Consider the following 26,473-nt stretch of genomic DNA (forward strand, 5'->3'; position numbering starts at 1 on the left):
TAATTTAAGTTAAATACACATTTAATAACATGTACCAAACCTTTATTATCCCTAAGGTATGTCTTATAAAGCCCTAAGAAATAGCGGAGGGAAATGGCTGAATTAGCCTCCCGGAACTACCCATTTACACCAATACAAGATATTCTTAGCAAATTGTTTTTAAGCCGTTAATTTATTGATTCACTGGATCGATCCTGATGATGCAAAAAATGTTCAAAATGCCGTTACTGTTGGCATTACTGTCCTGCCTGATATTGACTCCTTTCCTATCTCATGCGGATGATTCCACAGGACAAACTGCCACTGAAGAGCCGGCTAAGATCAATGCCAGCACCGCGCTGCCTGCATTGCAAAAGCGCCTTGATGCGCTAAAACAGCGAGTCTCAACCGCAAAAACGGACAAGCAGTTCACCAGCCTTAACGACGATTCACAAAAGCTGGCAAGCGAGGCCGATAAACTCGCCGTAGCGTTGGCTCCGCAATTAACTCAAATTCAGGCGCAGCTCGATGTTCTCGGGCCGCCACCCGCACCGGGTACGCTTGCAGAAACGCCGCAGGTGGTCAGCCAACGCAAGCAGCTCAACAGCAGCAAAACTTTGCTCACCACCCAAATTGAGCAAACCAAAGCGATTTCCGTTGGCGCGCAAAACCTGTCGTCACAAATTTCCGGCCTGCGCCGTGACGCGCTGAAAACCCAAATCGCGCTAAATACCGGCAGTATTCTCGGCGAGAAATTCTGGTCGCCAGTCATTGAACCCAGCGATAAAGACGCCGTTCGGTTTGGCGATTTTGGCACACAAGTTGGCGAGGCCTGGGATCAAGCCTGGAGCGAGGAATGGCGCCTGGGCACCGGCATCTATTTGCTGTTAGCGCTGGGAATCGGGCTGTTTGGCCGCAGAGTCCTGGATAGTCCCATGAACTGGGTTTTACCCCGCTGGCTGCCGCAAGGGCGTTTTCGTCGCAGCTTCCTTGCGTGTTTCACCACGTTAAGCACCATGCTGACGCTGGGTATCAGCATGCAACTGCTGTGTTATATCTTCACTCGCTTGCCTGATACTTCCGCGTGGATCAACGAGTTCGCCGAGCAGTTAGTTGAGCTAACCTATTTTTCAGCGGTGATTGCCGGTCTGGGGATTGCGCTGTTATCAAACAGTCACCCTTCCTGGCGTCTGCCGGGCATTGCCGATCCGCTGGCTAAAACGCTGTCTTCGTTCCCGATTTTGCTGGCCACTTTTATCTTTATCTTCGGCATTATTGAACAGCTGAATGCTCTGGTCGGCGCGAGCATTGCCGCCACACTCTTTGGTAATGGCCTTTCCGCATTACTGGTGGCGCTCAATTGCCTGGTCGCACCGATTCGCGTCAATCGCATACGCCGCAAAATGCGCGCCGACGGCGAGCAAACCGAAGCCCGCTCAACGGTGGCAGGCTTAATTCACCTCGTCATCAGTCTCACCGCGTTCGTTATCCTGCTGGCTCTGCTGATTGGTTACATCCCGCTGGCTCGCTTCGTCACCTTTGAATTGCTGTGGATTGGCCTGGTGGTTTCCAGCCTGTATCTGCTGATTCATTTCGTGGTTGACCTCTGTGAAGCAGTATTCTCGCCCTCGACCCAGAGCGGGAAAATCCTCAAAAGCACGCTGAGCCTCAATGACCGCCACCTGTCACTCGCGGCAACGCTGTTTTCCGCATTAGGGAAAACGTCACTGTTAGTGATGGCCGCAGTGGCGCTACTGAATGGCACCTTTGGCACAACGACGCCGATGGAGTTGCTCACAAAAATCGCCGATATGTGGGGCGGAAAAGGCCTCGAAGGGATGAATATTATCCCGGCGCATGCGTTAAATGCGGTGCTGTGTCTGGTGATTGGCTGGTACGTGCTGCGCTCCACACGCCGCTGGCTGGATAACGACTTCCTGCCAAAAACCAATATGGATCGCGGCCTGCGCGCATCGCTGGTGACGCTGTTTACCAACGTCGGTTACGTGCTGATTATCATGCTCACGCTCTCAATGCTCGGCATTGAATGGAACAAACTGGCCTGGATTGTGAGCGCCTTATCGGTAGGTATCGGTTTTGGTTTACAGGAAATCGTGAAGAACTTTATCTCCGGCCTGATTCTGTTAACCGAGCGCCCGGTGAAAGTGGGCGATTTAGTCAGTATCAGCGGCGTAGAGGGCGATATTCGCCGCATCAACGTCCGCGCCACCGAGATTCAGTTAGGCGACAAATCCACGGTAATTGTACCGAACTCGCAGCTTATTTCGCAGAACGTGCGTAATGCCACCATGGGAAATGCCCAGGGCGTGGCAACCATCGCCCTCACATTCCCGCTGGATATCGACCCGGAGCAAGTGCGTAATTTGTTACTTGAGGCCTATAACCTGCATGAATCCATTCTGGAAAACCCGAAACCGTCTGTCAGCTTTAAAGAACTGGGGCCAACCGGCATCGTGCTGAGTGTGACGGGCTATGTGAACAGCCCGCGTATGGTGAGTTCCACGCGCAGTGATTTGCTGTATGAGATCCTCAAAATGCTACGTGCGGCGGGCGTTAGCCTGAGCCAGACGCAAACCATGGTGCTTGAGCAACCCACCAGCAAAGTCGTGACAGCAGAGTAAACCTTGCGCCACAACCTTTTAAAACGGGTTGTGGCGTGAATCATCATTATTAAGAATAATCGCCATCAAACCCATTCAGCAATTTGATACAAATCAATAAAGGCACCGGCGTCCCGCAGCATTATCTCGCTCCGGTAATATTCCACTACTCATATTCACCAATGTGAACGTTGAGAACAAATACTGATAAGAGAGTTAATGATGAGCAAGCTGAAAACGTTAGTGATGGTTCTGGGTTTTGTCGCCTTCTCTGCAAGCGCTGCGCTGCCGCTGTTTAATGGTAAAGGCCAACCAGGCGAAGTGCATATCGACCAGGGCGGTCCGGTTTACCTGAACGGTAAAGAAATGAAGCTGAAGAAAGTGAACGACAATTACTACGAAGCGACAGGCCAGGGCGTTGTGCTGTCTATCTCTACGACTCCTGATGGCACAGCTGATGTTAGCTGGACGGGCAAACATCGCGCTCACGGTGTGATTGTCTCTGCAGAGCAAGCCGCCATTGACGCTAAAGGCGTATCCGGTCGTCCGCTGGATTGCAGCCGTAGTGACCTGACCAAAGCAGAAGTGAAAGCCTGCCAGTAAAAAAACCGGTCACGGAGGACCGGCTTTTAGCATCAATACAACGAGCATTAAGCGTCATTTGAGCATCAATCTTTTTCCATTAATCCATACAATAAAACTTGTCTGATAGTTATTAAGTGGCGTCTGTATATTTATGTCATAGGAATAACCGGGTTCATAATTGAAATCTGAAACCCCTGCAATACATTCACCCGCTTTTAAAGTCACATTCAGTACCGGAGAGTAAAATTGTTTCTCATAACTATTTTTGTCATCACCTGCTTTCATGACAGAGATCCTGAGAATCTTTTCCTCTGAAACTAATTTTTCAGATTTAATATAAACACAGATTTTATCATTCACAACGACAGCATCTGCTTGTGCGTATTCTGGCGCTCTATCACCCATGGGGCAACCCGTTAACAACAACACAGCCAAAACAACAATGATGTTTTTCATTTTGGAAATCCGGTTCCCTGCAATAATTTCTCGTATTTTAACACTGTCGACTCATCAACAATCCCTTTGAATTCGCGACTATTCAAATAAATAAACTCCTGCCGTCCATAACGGCGCAGGAAGAAAAAGTCAGCGATAATCGAAGCTTGTTGCTCCATGTTGTAATCAATAAGGTTATTATAACCCTCAAATGAATATGAATAGTCAATCATATAAGTTAAAAATGAACACTTGGTTTTAAAGCAACTCATATTAATCACCAAATGAGATGACAATCACATTAGATAAATGTTTTTGCGGCTTATATTCGGACAGAAACTGGAAAAGAGGAAACAGGAAGGAATGCAGTAAACAATAATGCAGAGCACGATTAAACATCGCCACTCTGCATTTGAACAACTCTTATCAAGACAACAATTCAATCGGCTCTGAATTCCCGCGAGCACGCCACAGCACGAACCAACGTTGAATCGACGCCACCATAATCACCAGGCCCAGTGCGACCATGACAATGGAAATCGTACCGTTGAAGATGTTGAAACCTTTCGCCGCACTGTTGAAGTAGACGTTTTTCACCATCCAGTATGCCGCGTAGTTCACCGTCACATACAGATATGACAACGGCACCAGGCACGTCAGCACGTACCAGCGTTTTTCCGACATGCGCAGGATAATGGTCGCGCCAATCATCAGGCCGATAGAAGCCATTAACTGGTTGGATACGCCAAACAATGCCCACACAGAGTTGATATCACCCGAGTTCAGCAAGTAGCCCCACAACACACAGGCCACGATGCTGCAACCAATCGCACCCGGCATCCAGTTAGTGCGTTTGAGCGGTGCCCAGATGTCGCCGAGGAAATCTTGCAGCAGATAACGCGCAACACGCGTCCCGGAGTCCACCGCCGTCAGAATAAAGACCGCCTCAAACATCACCACGAACTGGAAGAAGTAAGAAGCCAGATGACTGAACCACGGAATGCGGGTGAAAATATCAGCCATGCCGACGGCAAGCGTCACCGCCCCGCCGGTACGACCGTATAAATCCAGGCCGATAGATTCGCTCAACTGCGGCAAATTCACCACGTTCATGCCTAAACCTGCAAACACCTCAGGCGCGGAGTTAATCGCAAAGTAATCCGCAGGATGGAGTGCGGTTGCCGCAATCAGCGCCATCACGCCAACCACGCATTCCGCCAACATGGCGCCAAAAGCGACTGGCAAAATGTCGTTCCATTTGTCGATTTGTTTTGGTGTAGTGCCTGAACCGATAAACGCGTGGAAACCAGAAATCGCGCCGCAAGCGATGGTAATAGAGATAAACAGCCAAACAGGACCGGCCAGAACCGGGCCATTACCGTGGATAAACTGCGTCACCGCAGGGAATTGAATTTCCGGGTTAATGAACACCACACCAACGACCAGCGCGCCAAACACGCCGATTTTCATAAAGCTTGAGAGATAACCACGTGGTGTCAGCAGCATCCAAACCGGCAGCGCGGTAGCAAAGAACGCATAGAATGGCAGTACCAGGCTCACCGTTGAAGTGCGCAGACTCAGCCATTCACCGAAAGACGATTCCTGAATGTACGGCCCGATAATAACGCAGGCGAAGATAACGATAATCCCAACCCAAGTCGCACCGCGCATACTGCCGGTATAGCGCTCCCACAGGCCAACGCAAATCGCCACCGGAATCGTCATGAACACCGCAAACGTTCCCCACGGGTTACGTTCCAGCGCGTGAACCACCACCATCGACAAACCTGCCATGGTGATAGTGATGATGAATAACATTGCCAAACCGGTACACCACCCTGCGACCGGGCCAAGTTCCGCTTTTGCCACTTCTGAGAGCGACTTACCGCGGTGTTTCATGGAGGCGAAAAGCACCACGGTGTCATGCACCGCCCCGCCTACCACACAGCCAATCAGCAACCATAAGAAACTTGGCAGATAGCCATATTGTGCAGCCAGAACCGGTCCAACTAACGGGCCAGCGGCGGCAATCGCAGCAAAATGACTGCCGAAGTTAACCCATTTTTTAGTCGGGACGTAGTCTTTGCCGTCCTCAAGAATATGTGACGGTGTGATTTCAGAGTCATCAGCATTCAGAACTTTACGGACGAAAAACACCCCGTAAAGGCGATAGCAGATAGCCAGAATACACAGGGTCGCGATAACAAACGTTAATGCGTGTTGCATAACCCACTCCAGAGCCATAGATAAAAAGTTCAGCGCTATGCTGGCATGGGTTGGGAGTGCAATAAGCGGGAGTTTTAGTGAGCGGTTATATTGGCGCGTGAGCGGTTAGAAAGGGGGAGTGAGTGGTTTTTCGTTCATCCGAGGGGGATGTCTATGGTAGAGCGGTGATTTTCCGTTCACCCGAACGTTATTCGATCCCTCATTTATCGATGAACGGTGAACGTGCCAAGGAGAGAACGCCCTCTCCTTGGCAATCCTGGCGCCCGGCAAGTCAATCGCCGCTTCGCGGTGAACACCGTTTTTTACCCAACATTCGCGGTCGTTCGCGACTCGCTCCAGGCGATCGCTCTCTCACGTGGTTCCCGACCACGTGACCACGACTGAAGGGTAAAAATCGGCGCGATTGAAGCCGGGGATGAAGGTCAATGTCAAAACCTAAAATCAAAAGCGAAACGGGTTTGGGTTTTGACCTTGTTCCCGGTATAAATTGCCCCAGTGTTCCCCATAAGTCAGGGTGGCGCCGTCGGGAACGGCGCCAGTGAGCGATCGTCTGGAACGAATCGCGAACGACCCTGAACGTTGGGGATAAGCTGGGGTTTACCGCGCAGCGGCAATTTAATCACCGGGCGCCGGGGTCGCCAGGGGGCTGGCGTGAGCCACCTGGCACGTTCACCGTTCACTAACCTATGTGGGATCAGTGAACTTTCGGGTGAACGGAACATTCACCCTTCAGGCATAAACGCCAAACGCCCCAGTTTACTTCTCCACCCGCAGCGCTTTCACCTGCTCCGCCGTCACATCCCCCGGTAAACCACCCCACGTCACACGCAGGTAATTCACCAGCTCCGCAATCTGCGCATCATCCAGACGCTCACCAAAGCCCGGCATACTTTGCATACTTTCCCCGTTCGGGAAATTCTGCGCAGGCAGACCGTCCATCACCGAGACAATCAGGTTTTTCGCATCAGGCTGGCGCAGGGTTGCATTATTAAGCATTGAAACGGCAACGTGTGGTTTGCCTTCGCCTTCACGAGCGTGGCAACCGGCACACTGATCGAGATATGTCATCCGCCCGGCTTCGTTACCGTTACCGAGTGCTGCAGACACCGCGGCTGGCGGCGCTTCACCCATCAAATACGTTGCCATCGCTTTCTGATCGGCAGGCGTCAGATGCTGCGTGCTCAGGTCAACCACCATGTGCATTTCGCTAAACGCGCTGCCCTGTGGCGCAATGCCGGTCGTGAGGAATTGCTTCACATCCTGCGGCGTCCAGCCACGCTGCGCTAAGGCTTTTGGCGTAATATCCGGTGCCATAAAGCGCCCTAACTCCCCGCCCTGCATGGCTTTATCGAGTTTCATCTGGCCGAGTAAACCGCGCTCGGTATGGCATTCGCCACAGTGCCCCAGCACATCGGCCAGATAACGGCCGCGATGCCAGTCGGCTGAATCACCGGTGGAAATAGCAGGAAGCGGATCTTTGTCATGGAATAAAATATTCCAGCCAATCAGCGCGATACGCTGGTTGAACGGGAAAGTCATTTCGTTATCCGGCGTCTTAACGTCCACCGCCGGACGCGTCATCAGATAAGCATAAATGTCGTCAGAATCCTGGCGCGAAATGTTTTTGTACGAGGTATAAGGCATAGCCGGGAACAGATGACGCCCGGTTGGGCCAACGCCCTCGGTCAGCGCTTTGTAGAAATCATCTTTCGTCCAGCGGCCAATCCCGTAATCAGCAGATGGCGTCAGGTTGCTGCCATAAATCGTGCCATAAGGGGATTCCAGCGGATAGCCACCCGCCAGCGGTGCGCCGCCAGATGCCGTGTGGCAAGCCGCACAGTCAGCCACTTTCGCCAGGTAACTGCCACGTTCGATTTGCTCTTTACTGGCAGTGACTTTCTGCACCGGGCCGTCATACGTGCGGTATTCCCGCCAGTACAAAATCGCCACAATAATGACGACTATTGCCAGCACAATGAGCGCGAGACGTTTTTTCATTTCACCGCCTCCTTCAGAAGCCCCGGAGTTTTCAGCACCACATCGCGCACCGCTTCGTAGTAACGCACATAACCGGTACAGCGGCAGATGTGGTTTTCCAGCGCAGTAGAAATCGCCCCTTCCAGGTCTTCACGAGCAATCGGTTCACGTTTCAGCTTCTCGACGAAAATCGTTGCGGCGTTCACAAAACCTGGCGTGCAGTAGCCGCACTGGAAGCTGTAATGATCGAGGAAGGATTGTTGAATCGGCGAGAGTTCGACGACTTCGCCCTGCTCATCAACTTTGGCGTGGCCTTCTACGGTACGGACTTTTTTGCCGTTAAAGAAATGCGCGCCAGTGATACAGGTGCGCACTTCTTCGCTGGTGCCGCTTGGGTTATCGACAATCGCCACGCAGGCGTGGCAAATGCCCTGCCCGCAGCCAAGACGCGAACCGGTCAGATAAACGTATTCGTGGAGGAAATCAATCATCATCAATCCTTCCGGCACGTCAATCGGGCCGTACGGTTTGTTGTTGATGGTCAGGGTCATTGGTTTAGTTTTGATGCTCATGGTAATACCTCACGAATATTTTCAGCACGGACGGGCAAATCACGGAAACGGTGGCCGGTGGCATCGGCAATCGCATTCACAATCGCGGCAACAACCGGGATCATCACGACTTCAGCCATACCTTTTGGCGGGTCAGTTTCCGAAAGCGCGGGGAGGATATCGCCAGTCTGTTTCCAGACCGCAACATCACTGGCACGCGGCAGGTGATAACGGTTGAAGTTCCATGTTCCGTTACCGGGTCCGTCTTCATAGAGAGGTAAATATTCGTGGAGTGCGTGGCCGATACCCATCGCCAGGCCGCCCTGCAACTGCCCGGAAACCAGTTCCGGCACGATCAAGTTTCCGCATTCCATAATTGAATGGTGATTGAGCAGCTCGACTTCGCCTGTTGCGAGACTGACCGCAACTTCCGCCAGCGTGCCGACGGCGCTGTAGTATGTCACCGCCGCGTTGTTACGCTGCGTTGGCGGGTAGTAGACATGCTCACGGGCAAGCGTGGTAAATTCGCCATTGCCGTTGCGCACAGACAGGCCGTCGATAGGCAGGCGTCTGCTCTGCTCACCCAATTTGAAATCAGCTTCTGCCCATTGCCAGCGGTTAAACACGTGCACTGCCGCGCCGGTCATTAAGTTCATCTCATGGGCTTTTTTCGCCAGCAATTCGAGGCTTAAAATTTCCATTCCGGCGGCGGTTAAACCGCCTTCCACCCAGCGGGCGTCTTCAATGCGCACCACTAATGGAGCCGCCTGGCCGCCACCAATACCGGTTGACCAGATTGCCATCGCCGCAGGCCACAAGCCGTGTTCAAACACTAAACGTGCCGCTTCCCGCGTGCTGTGCGAGAAGTAATAGGCTGAGTTACTGGCGCTCGATGGTGAACAGTAAGACGGCGACCACGCCGGGTTCGCCGCCAGTTTGTCCTGCTCTTCCTGGGACATAATGTACGGGTCGCCGCTGGTGACAATCGGCAGCGTTGACCAGTCTGTCACAGAGAAATTGGCTTCGTCGGCAGGTTTGCCCAGCCACTGCGCGCACAGCACGGATTGCGAAGTCGACATACCCGTGCCCATTTCCGCGCCGCTGTGATGCAAGGAAATGCGCCCGTCAGCACTCACTTCAACACGGGCAAACGAGGTTTCCGCTCCGGTGCCAAAGTCTTTTTGCACGCACCCAAAGCCCACGCCGTAGCGCTTACCTGGATTTTTCATTTCAAATTCGGCTTTGCGTTCCGCACGCTTGAGCCAGATTTCATTTTTCGCCGCTTTCGCCAGCACTTCATCCACGCGAATCGCCCCGGCAGGAATGGCACCCTGGGTGTTTTTCATGCCGGATTTCAGCGCGTTGCGCATGCGAAATTCAATCGGGTCAATATTCAGTTGCGCCGCGATTTCATCCACCATCATTTCGGTGGCGGCCATACTTTGCAGCGTGCCGTAGCCACGAGCGGAACCGGCGTCGATGGCGCGTGAGGCCACGCCCACCGCCGACAAATCACTTTTCGGGAAGTAATAAATAGACTGCGCGGCAGTCGCGCCCACCATCGACACCGACGGCGTAAAGTTACTGCGCCCGCCGCCGTTGGCGGTCATATCACCGAGAAACGATTGCAGAATGCCGGTCTTCTTATCCACCGCGATGGTGTAATTCATATCAAATGCGTGGCGTTTTAACGCGCTCTGGAACTGCTCGTAACGATCGTTGGCCAGGCGCACCGGATGCCCGTCGCCATACATTGCCGCTACCGCCCCGTAATACGGGAAGTTGTAGTGATCTTTAGAACCATAACCCACGGTGTAACACGGGTGCAGAATCAGCTGTTTTACCGGCGTGGTGCCTTTTGCCAGCATACGTGGCATTTCATCGGCCACTTCTTGCGGGGATTGCGTCGGCACCACCATGTGCAAGGTCTGCGTCGCTTCGTCGAACCAGCCGTTGGCGTTATCCGGCTCAAGGGCGGCGGTGTCGATGGATTGCGTTGTGTAGCGGCGTTGCATCACCAGCCAGTCATCCGGCGGGTTCTTAAGTTCATCGGCAATCATGCCTGCGTAATACATGCCTTCCTGATCCAGCTTGCCGCCTTCACGCCCTTCAGGCCAGACCGGCAAATGTTTTTTCATCGACACCGGGAAAATCGGCATGTCTTTCAGGCTGGAGAAATGATCGTCGTCCTGTGAGGTGGCACCGCCGACGCGCACAAAGCGGAATGTGCCCCATGGGTCACGTTCGAGCGGGCCAGTTTCGGCTCCGTACTGGATCACTTCATCTTTGAATTTCAGTTTGTCTTTGGCAAAGCGGAAACGGGCAAAATCGTGATAAATCAAAATCGCCACGGCCTGGCCTAAATACGCTGGCGTTTTGCCCGTCGGCAGCAGCATGTCTTCGCCGTAAAACGCCGGGAATGCCAGACCGTCGCGCGCCAGATCATCGGCGGTGACGAGGCGATCGGGTTTCAGGTCATCGCCCAGTAAAGACAGGTCGATGCCGCTAAACAGACGGTCGGCTTTTGTGGTGCGCAAAATAAAGGCGTGCGCCTGTTTCTGCGGCCAGTGCGGCATATCAACAGCGCGAATATCACGGGCAAAAACTTTGTGCCCCATGACTTTCGATTGGCCATCAATACGGAAACGAATGCGTTTATTTTTGGCATCCCACTCGGGGGAATTGAGGATCTTTTCTTCAAACAGCGCGGCGTAAGCGCGGCTGTAGAGAGGGGCAAGATAAACTGCGACTCCTGCGACTACGGCACTTTTAATAAAGCGGCGCCGCGATGGATTAAAATTGCTCATAAAACGTCCCATTAAAATTATAATTGTCTTTTTATTGAACTGCTTGTGAAGGCCAGACATTCATTTCCGTAGTTATTATAAGTATATGCATTTGCCTTAAAGCATGTAAGAATTAACATCTCATTTTCATAAAAAAAACATAGTTGCGCAAACTATTGCGCAACAAATTTACGTGACGAGTGTGTCAAAAAGTGCCGAGGAATCAGTCTTGAGCAGGAATGTGGGCATTATCATCGCCGCAGCCGGGTTCGCTAAACGCTTCAGAGAAGCGGGTGGAAATGGCAATAAACTCAATGCGCGCCTTAACAATTGCAGCGTGTTTGCGCAAACGCTACGCCATGCCTGCGCAACGCATCTTGCGGTTCACGTCGTGACGCGTCCGGAAAATATTCATATTCAGGCACTGTGTCGTGCACAACAAATCCCTTTCACGCTTATCGAAAGCGCAGGTCTGGGAGAATCTATTGCCGCAGGCGTTAGCGCGACCCCTCACTGGAATGGCTGGCTGATTCATCTGGCCGATATGCCCTTTGTTCCCCCCGCCATGTTTGTCCAGGTTGCGGATGCGCTGGCGCTTCACGAACTGGTTCGCCCTCGCGTGAATGCGCAACCCGGCCACCCGGTGGGTTTCGCTCATTGCTGGTACGACAAACTGAGTCGCCTGACGGGTGATAACGGCGCGCGCGAGTTGCTGCGTGCAGAAGCGGTGCATTTTATCGAGATTGAAGATGGCGATTCGCAATGCGATATCGACCTTCCATCGCACCTGGACCAGGAGAATAAACATGCAGCATCTTGATATGAATGTGATTCGCCAGGCGCGTGACTGGCTTGCCGGGCAGCCTGTCTGGCTGTGTACGGTACTCAATACTTACGGTTCATCGCCGCGCTCGCCAGGTGCGCTGATGGCAGCAACCAACGATGGTCGCTTCTGCGGCTCGCTTTCCGGTGGCTGTGTGGAAGAGGATTTTTTACAACGTATTGCGCAAGGTGAATATCAGCAAGCCAGCCAGATTGTGCGCTACGGCGAAGGCGGGCTGGAACCGGGTATTGCGCTGCCTTGCGGCGGGGTGCTGGATATTCTGGTCGAGTATTTACCGGCCAGCGCGGGGAATATTGCCTACCTTGAGAAAATGGGCGATGCGTTAAGCGGCCATTTCGCCCTGCAAAAATGCCTGACACTGCCTGGACCTTGCTGCCATCTGGAAGTGACTGGCTTTGCCGATATCACCCAGGTCGAGCGCAACGGGCAACACGTAACGTTGCATATTGCCGCCGCCCCACGTTTGCTGATTGCCGGGCTGTCGAGCGTTGCGCTGTATTGCGCAGATTTTGCCAGTTCACTCGGGTTTGAAGTGTTAGTTTGCGAGAATCGCCCGGACGCGCTGGAAAACTTTTCCGCCCTTCTGAAATCTGAAATCACGTTAATTAAACAATTCCCGGCGAACTATCTCGAGCAAAATTCCTGCCACGCCAACACGGCGATCGTCGCGCTAACGCACGATCCACGTATGGATGATTTAACGATGATGGAAGCGGTGAATACGCCTGCGTTTTACATTGGCGCGATGGGTTCACAGAAGAACAGCGCCCGCCGTCTGGAGCGATTACACAATCTGGCAGAGTTAAGCCCGGAGGAATTACAACGTATTCACGCGCCGATTGGCTTGCCGCTGGGTAGCAAAACGCCCGCAGAAATTGCGCTGGCGGTGATGGCAGATATTGTGAAGCGGAAAAACGAAGCGCGGGGATAAACAGGAGTTGCCGTAGCAGTACGGTGGATAAGCGTCAGCGCCATCCACCGCGATAAATATTACTTCTTCGCGACGTGTACGCGAGAAGTTAAACCACGCAGGAAGTAGCGCAGGAACTGGTCGCCACATTCGCGGAAATTCTTGTTTTCAGGGGCACGCATCATCGCAGTGATTTCTGGCATAGAGATGCGGAATTCCTGGCTGGTTAAAATTTCCAGCACATCATCAGTTTTCAAATCAAACGCAATACGCAGTTTTTTCAGGATGATGTTATTAGTCATCTTGCGTTCAATTTTTGGTGCAGGCTTGCTTTCGTCTTTGCCGCGCTTGAAGTAAATCAAACCGTTAAGGAAGTTTGCCATCAGAATATCCGGGCAAAGTTTGAAGTTCTCTTCGTCTTCTTTTTTGGTCCAGGTAACAATTTGCTCTGCAGTAACGGCCGTGTCGGTCAGGGCGAAAATTTTCACCATGTCGTCATTGCCCAAATTCAGCATGTAGCGCACGCTGCGTAATACGTCGTTATTCATCATAGTGGTGGTTCTCTCGTTCCAAATCTTGAAAGCGGGGAGTATATCGGCATGACCGCATATACCCTACATAAAACTAACTCGTTTTAAACTAGACCGCTTTCAACCCCAGCGCCTCTTTCAAGCTTTTTAAATAGCGGCGACTCACCGGGACAGAGTTCCCGTCACGTAGCATTAATTCTGCCTGGCCGCCGTCTTCGAAGCGGATCTCTTTAAGATGCGCCATGTTGACCAGGTATTGCCGATGGCAGCGCACCAGCGGCGTTCGGCTTTCGAGCGTTCGCAGCGTGAGTTCGGTAAAACCTTCGCTCCCCTGCGCGTTGGTGACGTAAACCCCGCTCATTCGGCTGCTCGCGAACATCACCTCTTCCATTTGCAGCAAATAAATGCGGCTCTGCCCGGTACACGGAATGAATTTGAGATCTTCCTGATTGGGTGCGAGTAGCGTGATGTCCTGATCCACTCGCTCGTGGCGCAGACGATGCAGCGTTTTCTCAAGGCGTTTGCTATCAATTGGCTTGAGCAAATAGTCGAAGGCGTGTTCTTCAAATGCCTGCACCGCATATTCGTCAAAGGCGGTGAGAAACACGATCCAGGGCCGCTGTTCAGGGTCCAGCATGCTTGCCATTTCCAGGCCGCTGATGCGCGGCATCTGGATATCAAGAAACACCACGTCCGGGTGCAAACGGTGCACGGCACCAATCGCTTCCACCGCGTTTCCGCACTCCCCTACAATCTCCAGATCGGTCTCGTTTTGCAGCATGACTCGCAGATTCTCACGCGCCAGCGGCTCGTCATCGACAATCAGCACTTTTAACATGGGGTTTCCTCCAGAGGTAAACGTAGGGTAATACGGGTAAATCGGTCTGATTCGAAGTCCACTTTTATGCCACAGTCATCGCCATAACGAGCGCGCAAGCGCTTGTCGACCAGACTCATCCCCAGCCCGCTCGCCGTGGGGTTGTCGTGATATAGACCGGCGTTATCTTCTACGGACAAGTGCAAATGCTCGCCTGTCTGGCAGGCATTTATGGTGATTTCACCGACGCCAAGCAGTTGCGAAGTGCCATGCTTTATGGCGTTTTCGACTATCGGCTGTAATGAGAACGCCGGTAAACGCACCTGCGCCAACGCCTGCGGGATATTCAGCTGCACGCGCAAACGTGATTGAAACCGTGCCTGCTCGATTTGCAGATACGCATTCACATGCTCGATTTCGTCGGCCAGGGTCACAATCTCGCTTGGGCGCTTTAGGTTTTTACGGAAAAACGTCGAGAGATATTGCACCAGCTGGCAGGCTTGTTCGTTGTCGCGGCGAATCACTGCAACCAGCGTGTTCAGTGCGTTAAATAAGAAATGTGGGTTTACCTGCGCATGCAGCAGCTTAATTTCGGACTGCGTGAGCATCTGTTTTTGCCGCTCGTACTGCCCGGCAAGAATCTGCGCCGATAACAGTTGCGCAATCCCTTCGCCCAGCGTGCGGTTAATGGAGCTGAACAGGCGGTTTTTCGCTTCGTACAGTTTGATAGTGCCAATCACGCGGCTATTTTCGCCGTACAACGGGATCACCAGCGTCGAGCCTAATTTGCAGTTGGGATGCAGCGAGCAGCGGTACGGTATTTCGTTACCATCGGCATACACCACTTCACCGCGTTCAATCGCCTGCCAGGTGTAATCAGACGAGATGGGGCGACCCGGTAAATGGTGGTCAGCGCCAATGCCGGTAAAGGCCAGCAGCTTTTCATTATCGGTGATGGCTACTGCGCCGATATCCAGCTCCTGATGCAGCACCTGCGCCACTTTCATGCTGTTTTCCTGGTTAAAACCCTGGCGCAAAATCCCTTCGGTCGAGGCTGCCACTTTTAGCGCGGTGGCCGAAAATGCCGAGGTGTATTTCTCAAGCATCGCGCGTTTATCGAGCAGGATGCGCATGAATAGCGCGGCACCAACGGTGTTAGTCACCATCATCGGTGCGGCAATGCTTTTCACCAGATTGAGCGCATCGGCAAACGGGCGGGCAATCAGCAGAATGATGCCCATCTGGAAGAATTCGGCCAGCAGCGTAATGCCGCCTGCGGTCAGCGGGTTAAACAGCAAATCGCTACGCCCACGGCGAATCAGAAAACGGTGTAGCAACCCGCCCAGCAATCCTTCAACGATGGTTGAAAACATGCAGCTTAATGCCGTCATGCCACCCATCGAATAACGGTGCAAGCCTCCGGTTAAGCCCACCAGCCCGCCCACTAACGGGCCGCCGAGCAACCCGCCCATCACCGCACCAATCGCCCGCGTGTTAGCGATGGAGTCGTCGATGTGCAGGCCAAAATAGGTGCCCATGATGCAGAAGATGGAAAACGTGACGTAGCAAAGTAATTTGTGTGGTAAACGTACTGTGACCTGCATCAGCGGGATAAACAGCCGCGTTTTACTCATCAACCAGGCGATAACCAGGTAGACGCACATCTGCTGAAGTAGCAGTAATACCAGGTTAAATTCGTACATTGCGTCCGCCAGGGAGGGTTAAAAGCGGCGGAGGATACTATGCGCGGGAAAAACTTTCTTTGAAGGGTTTCAATAATTTTTGATTTGGTGCCGGGGATAGCACTATTTCGGATTCAGTTCCAGGCGCCCTCACCCTGGCCCTCTCCCACGGGAGAGGGGACTCGGTTTTCTCCTTCTCCCTCAGGGAGAAGGTTAGGATGAGGGGGGTTTTAAATTACACCGCTCTAAACGCGATATCTGCAGGGATCACTTCCCCACCCCAGTAAAGCTGGGCTGCAACGCTTCCAGCCAACTGGCGATATATCGCCGTAAACTCGCTTTCCGGGCGGCTAATCACCGTCGGTTTACCGGCATCGAGATCTTCACGCAGCGTAATGTGCAGCGGCATCTGACCCAGCAGTTTGGTGTGGTACTGATCCGCCAGTTTCTGCGCACCGCCAGTGCCGAAAATCGGCTCGTGGTGCCCGCAATTGCTGCAAATGTGCATGCTCATGTTTTCAACGATACCCAATACTGGCACATCGACTTTCTCAAACATCACAATGCCTTTGCGGGCGTCAATCAGCGCAATATCCTGCGGCGTTGTCACCACTACCGCCCCCGTTACAGGGATATTTTGCGCCAGCGTGAGCTGGATATCGCCCGTTCCCGGCGGCATATCCAGCACCAGATAATCGAGGTCCGGCCACATAGTTTCTTGCAGCATTTGCATCAGCGCTTTGCTGGCCATCGGGCCACGCCACACCATCGCGTTTTCATCCGTCACCAGATAACCAATGGAGTTTGTTGCCAGGCCGTGCGCCACGATTGGCGTCATGTGCGTGCCATCAGGCGACGTTGGGCGCTCGTGTTCCGCGCCCAGCATGGTTGGGATCGACGGGCCGTAAATATCCGCATCCAGAATCCCGACCTTTGCCCCTTCGGCAATCAGCGCCAGCGCCAGGTTGACCGCCGTGCTGGATTTCCCCACACCGCCTTTGCCTGAACTCACCGCAATAATGTTTTTCACACCGCTAATGCCGGGGTGATTTTTCACACGTTTTAGCGTGGCGATGTTGTGGCTCAGTTTCCAGTCCACCGCTTTCGCGCCGGTAATACGCAATAAATCTGAGCTGCACTGTTCTTGCAGTTCTTCAAACGCGCTGCGCCAGACAAACGGCATAAGCAGTTCGACATGCAGCGTGTCATCCAGCATAGCGACGTGATGCAGCGCTTTAAGCGCAGTCAGATTATGTTTGAGGGTTGGGTGCTGAAAATTAGCCAGCGTCCCGGCGACCATAGCGCGTAGCTGCTCGGGGGAACGACTTGACGGGGATTGCGAATTCATCCCGGCTCCTTATGTTTTTATTGTCGGACATTGCAGTTTGTTAAGCATACCAGAAGCCACCAGGCACGATAAAATTTCCTTGTTCACCTTGTGTGGTTTACCGCAAGGCGGCTCTCAGTTAACATCTAAGGCCCTTTTCTCTTTAGAAGATGCAATTTCTACTATGGCTCATACCGCGAAAAAATTATTGGTAACGTGCGCACTCCCGTACGCTAACGGCTCAATCCACCTTGGTCACATGCTGGAGCACATCCAGGCTGACGTCTGGGTCCGTTACCAACGAATGCGCGGAAACATGGTCAACTTCATCTGCGCAGACGATGCACACGGTACGCCTATCATGCTGAAAGCACAGCAATTAGGGATTACCCCAGAACAGATGATTGCCGAGATGAGTCAGGAGCATCAGACTGATTTTGCTGGCTTTAACATCAGCTATGATAACTATCATTCCACGCACAGCGACGAAAACCGCGAGCTGGCGTCGCTGATTTATGGCCGTTTGAAAGAGAACGGTTTCATTAAAAACCGTACCATTTCTCAACTTTTCGACCCGGAAAAAGGCATGTTCCTGCCTGACCGTTTCGTGAAAGGCACCTGCCCGAAATGTAAAGCACCGGACCAATACGGCGATAACTGCGAAGTGTGTGGCGCAACATATAGCCCAACCGAGTTGATTAACCCGCAATCCGTGGTTTCCGGCGCAACGCCTGTGATGCGTGATTCCGAGCACTTCTTCTTTGATTTGCCATCATTTAGCGAAATGCTGCAAGCCTGGACTCGTTCTGGAGCGCTGCAAGAGCAAGTGGCGAACAAAATGCAGGAGTGGTTCGAGTCTGGTCTGCAACAGTGGGATATTTCCCGCGATGCGCCATACTTCGGCTTCGAGATTCCTGATGCGCCGGGCAAATATTTCTACGTCTGGCTGGACGCGCCAATCGGTTACATGGGCTCCTTCAAAAACCTGTGCGACAAACGCGGCGATACCGAAAGCTTTGACGAATACTGGAAGCAAGATTCTACGACCGAGCTGTACCACTTCATCGGTAAAGACATCGTGTATTTCCACAGCCTGTTCTGGCCTGCGATGTTGGAAGGCAGCGGTTTCCGTAAGCCAACCAACCTGTTCGTTCACGGCTACGTGACGGTGAACGGCGCGAAGATGTCCAAATCTCGCGGCACGTTCATTAAAGCCAGCACCTGGTTGAACCATTTCGACGCCGATAGCCTGCGTTATTACTACACCGCGAAACTCTCTTCGCGCATCGACGATATCGACCTGAACCTGGAAGATTTCGTGCAGCGCGTGAACAGCGACATCGTGAATAAAGTGGTGAACCTGGCATCGCGTAACGCCGGCTTTATCGCCAAGCGTTTTGATGGCCAGCTGTCTGCTGAGATCGCTGACCCGGCACTGTACAAAACCTTTACCGACGCGGCACAGACCATCGGTGAAGCGTGGGAAAGTCGCGAATTTGGTAAAGCCGTGCGTGAAATTATGGCGCTTGCAGACGTGGCAAACCGCTACGTTGACGAACAAGCGCCGTGGGTTGTGGCGAAGCAAGAAGGCCGCGATGCTGACCTGCAAGCCATCTGCACCATGGGTATCAACCTGTTCCGCGTGCTGATGACCTGGCTGAAACCGGTTCTGCCTACGCTTGCGGAGCGCACTGAAGCCTTCCTGAACTGTGAATTAACCTGGGATAGCATCAATACCCCGCTGCTGAATCACAAAGTAAATAACTTCAAAGCGCTGTATAACCGCATTGAAATGAAACAGGTTGAATCGCTGGTTGAAGCCTCCAAAGAAGAAGTGAAAGCCGCTGCCGCTCCGGTCACTGGCCCACTGGCTGACGACCCAATCGGCGAAACCATTGCCTTTGATGATTTTGCGAAAGTGGATCTGCGTGTGGCGCTGATTGAGAAAGCAGAATTTGTTGAAGGTTCTGACAAGCTGCTGCGCCTGACGCTGGATCTTGGCGGTGAGAAACGCAACGTGTTCTCCGGCATTCGTTCTGCTTACCCGGACCCGGCAGCACTTGAAGGCCGTTTGACCATTATGGTGGCAAACCTGGCTCCGCGTAAAATGCGCTTCGGCATCTCAGAAGGGATGGTGATGGCGGCTGGTCCTGGCGGGAAAGATATCTTCCTGTTAAGCCCTGACAGCGGTGCGCAAGCCGGTATGGCAGTTAAGTAATACGAACGCTACAAACAAAATACCCCGGCATGCCGGGGTATTTTTTTGCTTGTTGTGGGGGGATAAGTTGTAGGTTGGATAAGCGAAGCGTCATCCAACAGATAAAGCTACGCGTCCGTCCGATTACCCACGCTTTTATCTTTCAAAAACACAAACATCAAACCTAACCAAATCACACCGCCAAACAAATTCAGCAGGCTGAACAAACCATTGCCGCCAAACAGATAAGCATGTTTGCTCAACTCGATACCGACGGTGAAAATCAGCATCTGCAACATGCCCATTGCCGCCGAAACTGTGCCTTTACTCATGTCGCTGGCAAATAGCGTCAGGCGCACCAGGCCTGCGTTGGCAAGGCCAATACCGAAGGCGTAAATGCTCAACCCGGCAGTCATCCACAAATAAGCATGTGTTGATGCCACGGTTGCAACAGCGGCCACCACCAGCCCCGGCACAATCCACCAGCCGCCCATAATAATCAGCGAGCGCACGCTGCGGCGTGACGTTAAACGCGCCAGCACCAGATTGCCGAGAATCAGAGCGCCGAAGATAGGCACCTGCAATAAACCATATTCGTACGTCGACAGCTTTTCACCGCTGATGATGATAATCGGCGACTGCGCAATCCACGCCAGCAACGGCAGGCTGACAAAACCAATCGCCAGCGCCCCGGCCACAAAGCGCCCGTTCTTTAGCACCAGCTTGTAGTCGTGGCCTAAATCACGCAGCGAGAGTTTTTCACCCAGACGCGTCGCGGTTTCCGGCATCGCGCGGTGTAAGCCGTAGAAAGAGAACGCCGCCAGTGCTGCAAATAGCACAAACATGGTTTCCCACGGCGCGTAGTGGATCCACGCGGCCCCAACCAAAGGGCCGAGTAGCGGCGCAATGAGCGCCACATTCGCCATCAGCGCCGTGATTTTGATACACACCGCCTCCTCGAACGATTCCTGAATTGCCGCATAACCGACCGCGCCAATAAAGCACAAGCTGACCCCTTGCAGGAATCGCAGGAAAGTAAATTGCTCGATGTTTTGCGCCAGCAAAGTCGCCAGGCAAGTGACGATAAACCACACCACGCCGGTCAACATCACCGGGCGACGGCCAATACGATCCGAAAGCGGCCCTAACAGCCACTGTAAAAACATGCCGCCAGCCAAATACGCAGTCATGGAGGTCGGCACCCATTCGATTCCCGCGTTGTATTGTTCGACAACCGCCAGCATGCCGGGCTGGATCATGTCATTGCCGATATACGTAGAAAATTCATAGAGCACCAGGCACAGCGGGAATAGCAGTGCCTGGCGACCCAGTCGCTTATTATTTTGCATGAAAAACTCGAAGGAGAAGAAAAACGAACGAAGTGTAATAAATTGGCTTCTCGGTAGATAGTGAATTGTTATTTAACAAGCACAATCGTTCAGTCGTTTAAGGATTTCTTAAGAAGCTCAAAGTAGGCTGTCGTCCTATGGTCACGATGCAGGGTGTACGGCATCATCTTCATTTGAAGGGTTAAGGAACTCATAACGTTATGATTGAACAATTGAATCAGTCTCTTTTTTTGCTGATGAATGCCACACCTGAATCGCCCGAATGGTTGATTAAATTTGCCATTTTTATTGCCAAAGATTTGATTAACATCGTGCCACTGTTGATTGCCATTCTGTGGTTGTGGGGGCAACGCCGCCAGATGACTGCACAACGTGTCGTCGTGATTAAGACCGCGCTGGCCATTATCGTTAGCGTGTCGCTATCGTGGATTATCGGCCATGCTTTCCCGCACGACAGGCCGTTTGTCAGCGGATTTGGCTATAACTTCCTGCATCACGCGCCAGATGATTCTTTCCCAAGCGACCACGGCACGGTGATTTTCACCTTCGCGCTGGCGTTTTTGTTCTGGCATCGGGTTTGGTCTGGCGTGGTGCTTTTTGCTATCGCCTGCGCGATTGCCTGGTCACGCGTTTATCTTGGCGTGCACTGGCCGTTGGATATGCTCGGCGGTTTGCTGGTGGGCTTGTGTTCTTGCCTGTTGGCGCAAATGGTCTGGAACCTGCTTGGCGAGTCGATTTATGCGCGCTTGCATCAGGCCTATCGTTTCTGCTTTGCCCTGCCCATCCGCAAAGGTTGGGTGCGTGACTAACCCTTTGAGCAAAGGTAAGATGCGTTAATTAACGCCCTCACCCCAACCCTCTCCTTCTGGAGAGGGAATTAAAAGGTTTAGTTGCTCATTATGGAAACCCGGCGCGACGAACGCATCAATCGCCTGATTCAGGCGCTTAAACGCAGCGACAAAATTCACCTTAAAGAAGCGTCCGCTTTGTTGGGCGTTTCTGAAATGACGATTCGACGGGACCTTAATAGCGAACCTGGGCCGGTGGTTTTGCTGGGGGGATATGTGGTTCTCGAACCCCGCAGCGTCACGGCTAACCACTATCTGTTAAGTGACCAGAAAACCCGTCGTATTGAAGAAAAACGCCATGCGGCGCGTATCGCTGCGGCATTAGTTCGCCCGCACCAGACGGTATTCTTTGATTGCGGCACCACCACGCCTTACATCATTGAAGCGCTGGACGATGAGCTGGAATTTACCGGAGTGTGTTACTCGTTAAACACATTTCTGGCGTTGCAGGATAAACCCGGCTGTCGGGTTATTTTGAGCGGCGGCGAATTTCACTCCAGCAATGCGATTTTCAAACCGATTAATTTCCAGGAATGTCTGAATAACTTTTGCCCGGATATCGCCTTTTTCTCGGCGGCGGGAATTCACACTCGTCACGGCGCGACCTGTTTTAATCTTGATGAGTTGCCAGTAAAACATTGGGCGTTAGCGATGGCGCAGCAGCGGGTATTGGTGGTGGACAGCAGCAAGTTCGGCAAAGTGCGTTCAGCCTGTATGGGGCCGCTTGCTAGTTTTGATTTGATTATCAGTGATGAAAAACCCGACGCGGCATTTGTTGAATTTGCCGCGTCGGAGAATATTCAGATTGAGTGGTAATAAATAAGCTATACCCAAAATATTTTGAGATTGCAGGTAGGCGGCAAGGACGTGAATCCCCAGGAGCTTACATAAGTAAGTGACTGGGGTGAATGGCCGTAGCCAACACCCCTGCAACTCAAAATATGAAGGGTATTAGAACCAGGAGCCGAACCAGGAATGGAACTTCATTAATACGAAGTCCCACATCCGGCTAAAGAAACCGCCCTCTTCTACTGCTTCCATCACCATCAGCGGGCGCTGTTCGATAGATTTGCCGTTAAGCTGGAAGTCGATTGTGCCGACAACCTGGCCTTTTTTCAGCGGCGCGGTTAGCTGAGGTTCGGTCAGCGAGAAGCTCGCTTTCAGGTTCTTCAACTGGCCGCGAGGAATAGTGACCGAACCCCCTTCGCCCGCCCCGAGATTCACTTCGCTCTTGTCACCAAACCACACGCGCTGGGTCACAAACGTGGCGTCTGGTTTAATTGGCGTCACGGTTTCGAAGAAGCGGAAGCCCCACGTCAGCAATTTTTCACTTTCGTTAAAACGAATACGGTCAGTTTTGGTTCCCAGAACCACGGAAATCAAACGCATGTCGCCGGAGGTGGCCGATGCAACCAAGTTGTAGCCTGCCCCGGTGGTCGTGCCGGTTTTCATACCGTCAACGTTAAGATTGCTGCTCCACAACAAGCGGTTACGGTTCGGCTGCTTGATGTTGTTGAAGGTGAACTCTTTCTCTTTATGGATAGCGTACTCTTCAGGCACATCATGAATTAACGCTTTGCCCAGCAGCGCCATATCACGCGCGGTACTGAACTGCCCCGGTGCATCCAGGCCATGTACGGTTTTGAAGGTGGTGTTGGTGAGGTTCAGCTTTTGCGCATAGTTGTTCATCAGGCTGACGAACGAGTCCTGGCTGCCTGCAACGTAATCGGCAATCGCAATACTTGCATCGTTACCAGACTGAATGATCACGCCTTTGTTCAGATCTTCAACCGAGACTAAATCGCCCGGCTTGAGGAACATCAGCGACGAACCACGCAGCGCCGGGTTGCCCGTTGCCCACGCATCTTTGCCGATAGTGACCATATCGGTCAGCTTGATTTTATCTGCTTTAATAGCCTGCCCGACGACATAGCTGGTCATTAGTTTGGTCAGGCTCGCCGGATCAAGCTGCAAATCGGCGTTCCCTTCGGCCAATACTTTGCCACTGGCATAATCCATTAAGATCCAGGCTTTAGCATCAACTTGCGGTGCATCAGCAGTTTGTTCTGCACTAACCGCTGGCGCGGCTACCAACAGCAGGGTCGACCCTGCCAGTAATGCTCGAAGCGAAGCAGGGATTTGCAAAGTTTTCATAACACCACCCAGTATCCATTCTATAAAAGTCACGACACACGCCGTTACTCAATCGTTCAAGTTGCCAGTAAGCTAACTTGTGAAACCACATAATGAAACATAGTGTTGGTAAAGTTTTTTAAGTTTATTCGATAACTGCCTGACTTGCCGCCACGTTGATGAGTTTTTTACCTGCCGTTGAGTTTCGCTGCTGTTTTCTTCATCAGCCCGCGGCATACTGGGATGAAAACCAACATAGAGGAAACAAAATGATTACTGTTTGGGGCAGAGACAATTCAACAAACGTGAAGAAAGTGTTGTGGTGCCTGGAAGAGTTAGGCGTGGCGTATCACTCGGTTCCTGCTGGCGGGAAGTTTGGTAAAACCCACGATGCCGAATATCTGGCCATGAACCCTAACGCGTTAGTGCCCTGTATTCATGATGACGCTACCGACCTGACGTTATGGGAGTCCAATACTATCGTGCGTTATCTGGCCGCGCAGTATGGCAAAGAGTCGTTGTGGATTGCAGATCCCGCGACGCGTGCGCGTGGCGAAAAATGGATGGACTGGGCAGGAACAACGTTAGCAGGCCCACACCGTGGCGTATTTTTCAGCCTGGTGCGAATTGCGCCGGAAGATCGCAGTCAAAAACTTATCGACGAGAGTATCGAGCAATGTAACGCGCTGTTTGCCATCATTGAAGCCGAACTGGCGAAGCAAAAATGGCTGGGCGGCGATGCGTTCAGCGTGGCGGATATCGCCCTTGCGCCGAGCGTTTACAACCTGCTCAATCTCGACGTGCAATGGCATGATTTTCCGAACCTGCAACGCTGGTATCAACAACTGACCCAGCGCCCGGCATTTAAGAAAATCGTTATGATTCCACTGAGTTAGAAACTCATTCCGTAGGTCGGATAAGCGCAGCGTCATCCGACACTTTCACCTGCAATGACAACCGCAAATGGTGGATGACGCTATCGCTTATCCACCCTACAAAACCCGTTTATTTCGCTTTGTCATCATTCTCGGATGGGCTGATTTTCAGCAATTGCCCATCTGATTCGTCGGTCAGGACATACAGAAAACCGTCCGGGCCGACGCGCACATCACGGATCCGCTCGCCGTGGTCATCAAGCAAACGGGTTTGTTCGGTCACTTTGTCGCCACTGAGCGTCAGCTCAATCAGGTTTTTCTCTTTTAGCGCGCCAATAAACAGCTTCCCTTTCCACTGTGGGAATTTATCGGCGTTATAGAACGCCATGCCGCTCACCGCAGGGGAAACCTTCCAGTAATAAATCGGTTGTTCAGTACCCGCCACAATTTCGCCTTTCGCTTCCGGGATCGGCAGCCCGCTGTAATTAATGCCCCAGGTCGCCAGCGGCCAGCCGTAGTTTTTACCTGCCTTTGCTACGTTGATTTCATCGCCACCACGCGGGCCGTGTTCGTTGAGCCACAGCTCGCCATTGGCCGGATTCAATGCCATGCCCTGCGGGTTACGGTGCCCATAAGACCAGATTTCGCTGCGCGCGCCCTGCTTGCCGACAAACGGATTATCCGGCGGCACTTTGCCGTCTTGCGTCAGGCGCACCAGTTTGCCCTGAAGTTTATCCATGTCCTGGGCAGTCGAACGCTGGTTGTTTTCACCCAGAGCGATAAACAAATAACCCTTGCCGTCAAACACCATGCGTCCGCCAAAATGATTGCCGGTCGAGAGTTTCGGCGTCTGGCGGAACACCACTTTGAAGTTTTCCAGGCGTTCCATATTGCGGCTTAAGGTACCGTAGCCGACGGCGGTTCCGGCTTTATCATCGCTATTTCCTTCGGCAAAACTGAGCCAGACGCGGCGACTTTTTTCAAAATCCGGTGCCAGCACCACGTCCAGTAAACCTCCCTGCCCATGCGACCAGACTTTTGGCACACCGACAATCGGATCGCTTAAGCCCTCTCCCGGTTGCCAGCGGCGTAATTGCCCGTCACGCAATGTAATCAGCATGCCCTGATTTTCAGGTAAAAAAGCCAGTGACCAGGGGTGATCAAGTTTGCTTTGCAGCACTTCAACTTTTACCCCGGCGGCATAAGTCATGCTGGCTGAAAGTAAGAGTGAAGCGGCGATGAGTGTGCGAAACGGCAGCCGTGGCATGGACTTCTCCTTATCGGTTTATCCGATAAGGTTAGTCTTCCAGGCCTGGAGGGCGCGGAATTTTACAAAAACTTAAACAGGGGGAGTCAACTCCCCCTGATTGTCACGTTTCTACCGCCAGTTGGTGGCCCATAATCTCTTTCAGGCTGTCGGACAAATCAGACAGGCAACTTTCCAGTTTTCCTGCATCAATGGCAATGTATTGCGGGCAATCGTGACGCCCGGTCATCAGGCAAACTGCGGCAGAACACACCGCGCTCATTCCTTGATTCAGGCTGGCTATTTCTTGCAACGCAAGATGAGATTTGAGGCGTAAAGACTTCTCGCGATATTCATTCGACAAATCGAACAAGTTATCGCGCAGATGCTCAGTTTCAGCGACAGACATATACCCTTTCGCTTTTCTCATGCGCAGATAAGCGGCAATGTCTATTTTTGCGATGATCATCTTTTTCAAGAGATCGCGTTTGAGTGGCTCCCCAGTCATACATTTATCCTCCGTGTGGTTCAAATCAATAACACACACTTATAGTA

The 26,473-nt window shown here is 52.4% G+C and carries 22 protein-coding genes; 8 read left to right on the plus strand and 14 right to left on the minus strand.

The annotated features are described in order from the left end of the window. Positions 1-200 precede the first annotated feature (200 nt). Together AC0IWZ_RS13850 and AC0IWZ_RS13855 are read left to right on the plus strand one after the other, a co-directional pair. Positions 201-2,621 (plus strand): DUF3772 domain-containing protein, encoded by a 2,421-nt coding sequence (locus AC0IWZ_RS13850; protein WP_471679043.1) that lies wholly within the window; start codon positions 201-203, stop codon positions 2,619-2,621. A gap of 201 nt (positions 2,622-2,822) precedes the next feature. Beyond that, positions 2,823-3,203 (plus strand): hypothetical protein, encoded by a 381-nt coding sequence (locus AC0IWZ_RS13855; protein WP_072011182.1) that lies wholly within the window; start codon positions 2,823-2,825, stop codon positions 3,201-3,203. A gap of 54 nt (positions 3,204-3,257) precedes the next feature. Here the strand turns inward: AC0IWZ_RS13855 and AC0IWZ_RS13860 are convergent, their stop codons facing one another. From AC0IWZ_RS13860 to AC0IWZ_RS13885, 6 genes are all read right to left on the minus strand, one after another. Further along, positions 3,258-3,641: a putative T6SS immunity periplasmic lipoprotein gene (locus tag AC0IWZ_RS13860; RefSeq protein ID WP_034496880.1), complete on the minus strand. Its 384-nt coding sequence runs from the start codon at positions 3,639-3,641 to the stop codon at positions 3,258-3,260. After that, the gene (locus AC0IWZ_RS13865; RefSeq protein ID WP_156104888.1) at positions 3,638-3,799 is read right to left on the minus strand and encodes a hypothetical protein; all 162 of its coding nucleotides are present in this window, start codon (positions 3,797-3,799) and stop codon (positions 3,638-3,640) included. The genes AC0IWZ_RS13860 and AC0IWZ_RS13865 overlap by 4 nt, the downstream gene beginning before the upstream one ends. 247 nt (positions 3,800-4,046) lie before the next feature. Continuing rightward, complete coding sequence (locus AC0IWZ_RS13870; protein ID WP_471677010.1) at positions 4,047-5,846, minus strand: carbon starvation CstA family protein; 1,800 nt, start codon at positions 5,844-5,846, stop codon at positions 4,047-4,049. Between the two features lie 756 nt (positions 5,847-6,602). Then, positions 6,603-7,844, minus strand: a complete 1,242-nt coding sequence (locus AC0IWZ_RS13875; protein WP_471677009.1) for a cytochrome c — start codon at positions 7,842-7,844, stop codon at positions 6,603-6,605. Next, positions 7,841-8,395, minus strand: coding sequence for a (2Fe-2S)-binding protein (locus tag AC0IWZ_RS13880; protein WP_172893645.1), 555 nt, complete (start codon positions 8,393-8,395; stop codon positions 7,841-7,843). Before AC0IWZ_RS13880 ends, AC0IWZ_RS13875 begins: the two co-directional genes overlap by 4 nt. Then, positions 8,392-11,181, minus strand: coding sequence for a xanthine dehydrogenase family protein molybdopterin-binding subunit (locus AC0IWZ_RS13885; RefSeq protein WP_471677008.1), 2,790 nt, complete (start codon positions 11,179-11,181; stop codon positions 8,392-8,394). The genes AC0IWZ_RS13880 and AC0IWZ_RS13885 overlap by 4 nt, the downstream gene beginning before the upstream one ends. A gap of 208 nt (positions 11,182-11,389) precedes the next feature. Between AC0IWZ_RS13885 and AC0IWZ_RS13890 the strand changes: the two genes are divergently transcribed. Then, positions 11,390-11,980, plus strand: coding sequence for a nucleotidyltransferase family protein (locus tag AC0IWZ_RS13890; protein ID WP_471677007.1), 591 nt, complete (start codon positions 11,390-11,392; stop codon positions 11,978-11,980). Beyond that, a complete protein-coding gene (locus tag AC0IWZ_RS13895) occupies positions 11,967-12,935 on the plus strand; it encodes an XdhC family protein (protein ID WP_471677005.1) in 969 nt (322 codons plus the stop codon). The genes AC0IWZ_RS13890 and AC0IWZ_RS13895 overlap by 14 nt, the downstream gene beginning before the upstream one ends. A gap of 59 nt (positions 12,936-12,994) precedes the next feature. Here AC0IWZ_RS13895 and AC0IWZ_RS13900 read toward each other — a convergent pair whose 3' ends face one another. The 4 genes from AC0IWZ_RS13900 to apbC all read right to left on the minus strand — a co-directional run bounded on the left by AC0IWZ_RS13900 (position 12,995) and on the right by apbC (position 17,291). Next, positions 12,995-13,465, minus strand: a complete 471-nt coding sequence (locus AC0IWZ_RS13900) for a YehS family protein (RefSeq protein ID WP_034496898.1) — start codon at positions 13,463-13,465, stop codon at positions 12,995-12,997. An 88-nt stretch (positions 13,466-13,553) separates the two neighbouring features. Next, a complete protein-coding gene (btsR, locus tag AC0IWZ_RS13905; RefSeq protein WP_034496901.1) occupies positions 13,554-14,282 on the minus strand; it encodes a two-component system response regulator BtsR in 729 nt (242 codons plus the stop codon). Beyond that, positions 14,276-15,964 carry a sensor histidine kinase gene (locus AC0IWZ_RS13910; RefSeq protein ID WP_034496903.1) on the minus strand — a complete coding sequence of 563 codons (1,689 nt, stop codon included), beginning with the start codon at positions 15,962-15,964 and terminating at the stop codon, positions 14,276-14,278. The genes btsR and AC0IWZ_RS13910 overlap by 7 nt, the downstream gene beginning before the upstream one ends. 214 nt (positions 15,965-16,178) lie before the next feature. Then, positions 16,179-17,291, minus strand: a complete 1,113-nt coding sequence (apbC, locus tag AC0IWZ_RS13915; RefSeq protein WP_034496916.1) for an iron-sulfur cluster carrier protein ApbC — start codon at positions 17,289-17,291, stop codon at positions 16,179-16,181. Positions 17,292-17,454: 163 nt separating this feature from the next. Here apbC and metG point away from each other — a divergent pair, with 163 nt between their 5' ends. Beyond that, positions 17,455-19,488: a methionine--tRNA ligase gene (metG, locus tag AC0IWZ_RS13920; protein ID WP_034496917.1), complete on the plus strand. Its 2,034-nt coding sequence runs from the start codon at positions 17,455-17,457 to the stop codon at positions 19,486-19,488. Between the two features lie 107 nt (positions 19,489-19,595). On the opposite strand, the gene AC0IWZ_RS13925 is transcribed toward metG, so the two are convergent. Continuing rightward, positions 19,596-20,816: an MdfA family multidrug efflux MFS transporter gene (locus tag AC0IWZ_RS13925; RefSeq protein WP_471677004.1), complete on the minus strand. Its 1,221-nt coding sequence runs from the start codon at positions 20,814-20,816 to the stop codon at positions 19,596-19,598. Between the two features lie 200 nt (positions 20,817-21,016). Between AC0IWZ_RS13925 and ybjG the strand changes: the two genes are divergently transcribed. Together ybjG and deoR are read left to right on the plus strand one after the other, a co-directional pair. Next, complete coding sequence (ybjG, locus tag AC0IWZ_RS13930; RefSeq protein WP_034496923.1) at positions 21,017-21,625, plus strand: undecaprenyl-diphosphate phosphatase; 609 nt, start codon at positions 21,017-21,019, stop codon at positions 21,623-21,625. 90 nt (positions 21,626-21,715) lie between these two features. Beyond that, positions 21,716-22,480, plus strand: a complete 765-nt coding sequence (gene deoR / locus AC0IWZ_RS13935; protein ID WP_410373354.1) for a DNA-binding transcriptional repressor DeoR — start codon at positions 21,716-21,718, stop codon at positions 22,478-22,480. Positions 22,481-22,615: 135 nt separating this feature from the next. On the opposite strand, the gene dacC is transcribed toward deoR, so the two are convergent. Continuing rightward, entirely contained in the window at positions 22,616-23,818 is a 1,203-nt protein-coding gene (gene dacC, locus AC0IWZ_RS13940; protein WP_034496931.1) for a serine-type D-Ala-D-Ala carboxypeptidase, read from the minus strand. 248 nt (positions 23,819-24,066) lie between these two features. Between dacC and AC0IWZ_RS13945 the strand changes: the two genes are divergently transcribed. Next, positions 24,067-24,693, plus strand: coding sequence for a glutathione S-transferase family protein (locus tag AC0IWZ_RS13945; RefSeq protein ID WP_034496934.1), 627 nt, complete (start codon positions 24,067-24,069; stop codon positions 24,691-24,693). Between the two features lie 109 nt (positions 24,694-24,802). On the opposite strand, the gene AC0IWZ_RS13950 is transcribed toward AC0IWZ_RS13945, so the two are convergent. Further along, a complete protein-coding gene (locus tag AC0IWZ_RS13950; protein WP_471677003.1) occupies positions 24,803-25,939 on the minus strand; it encodes a PQQ-dependent sugar dehydrogenase in 1,137 nt (378 codons plus the stop codon). A 103-nt stretch (positions 25,940-26,042) separates the two neighbouring features. Then, positions 26,043-26,426, minus strand: a complete 384-nt coding sequence (locus AC0IWZ_RS13955) for a biofilm formation regulator BssR (RefSeq protein ID WP_034496936.1) — start codon at positions 26,424-26,426, stop codon at positions 26,043-26,045. Between the last annotated feature and the right edge of the window lie 47 nt (positions 26,427-26,473).

The organism is Buttiauxella sp. AC142, assembly GCF_979253435.1.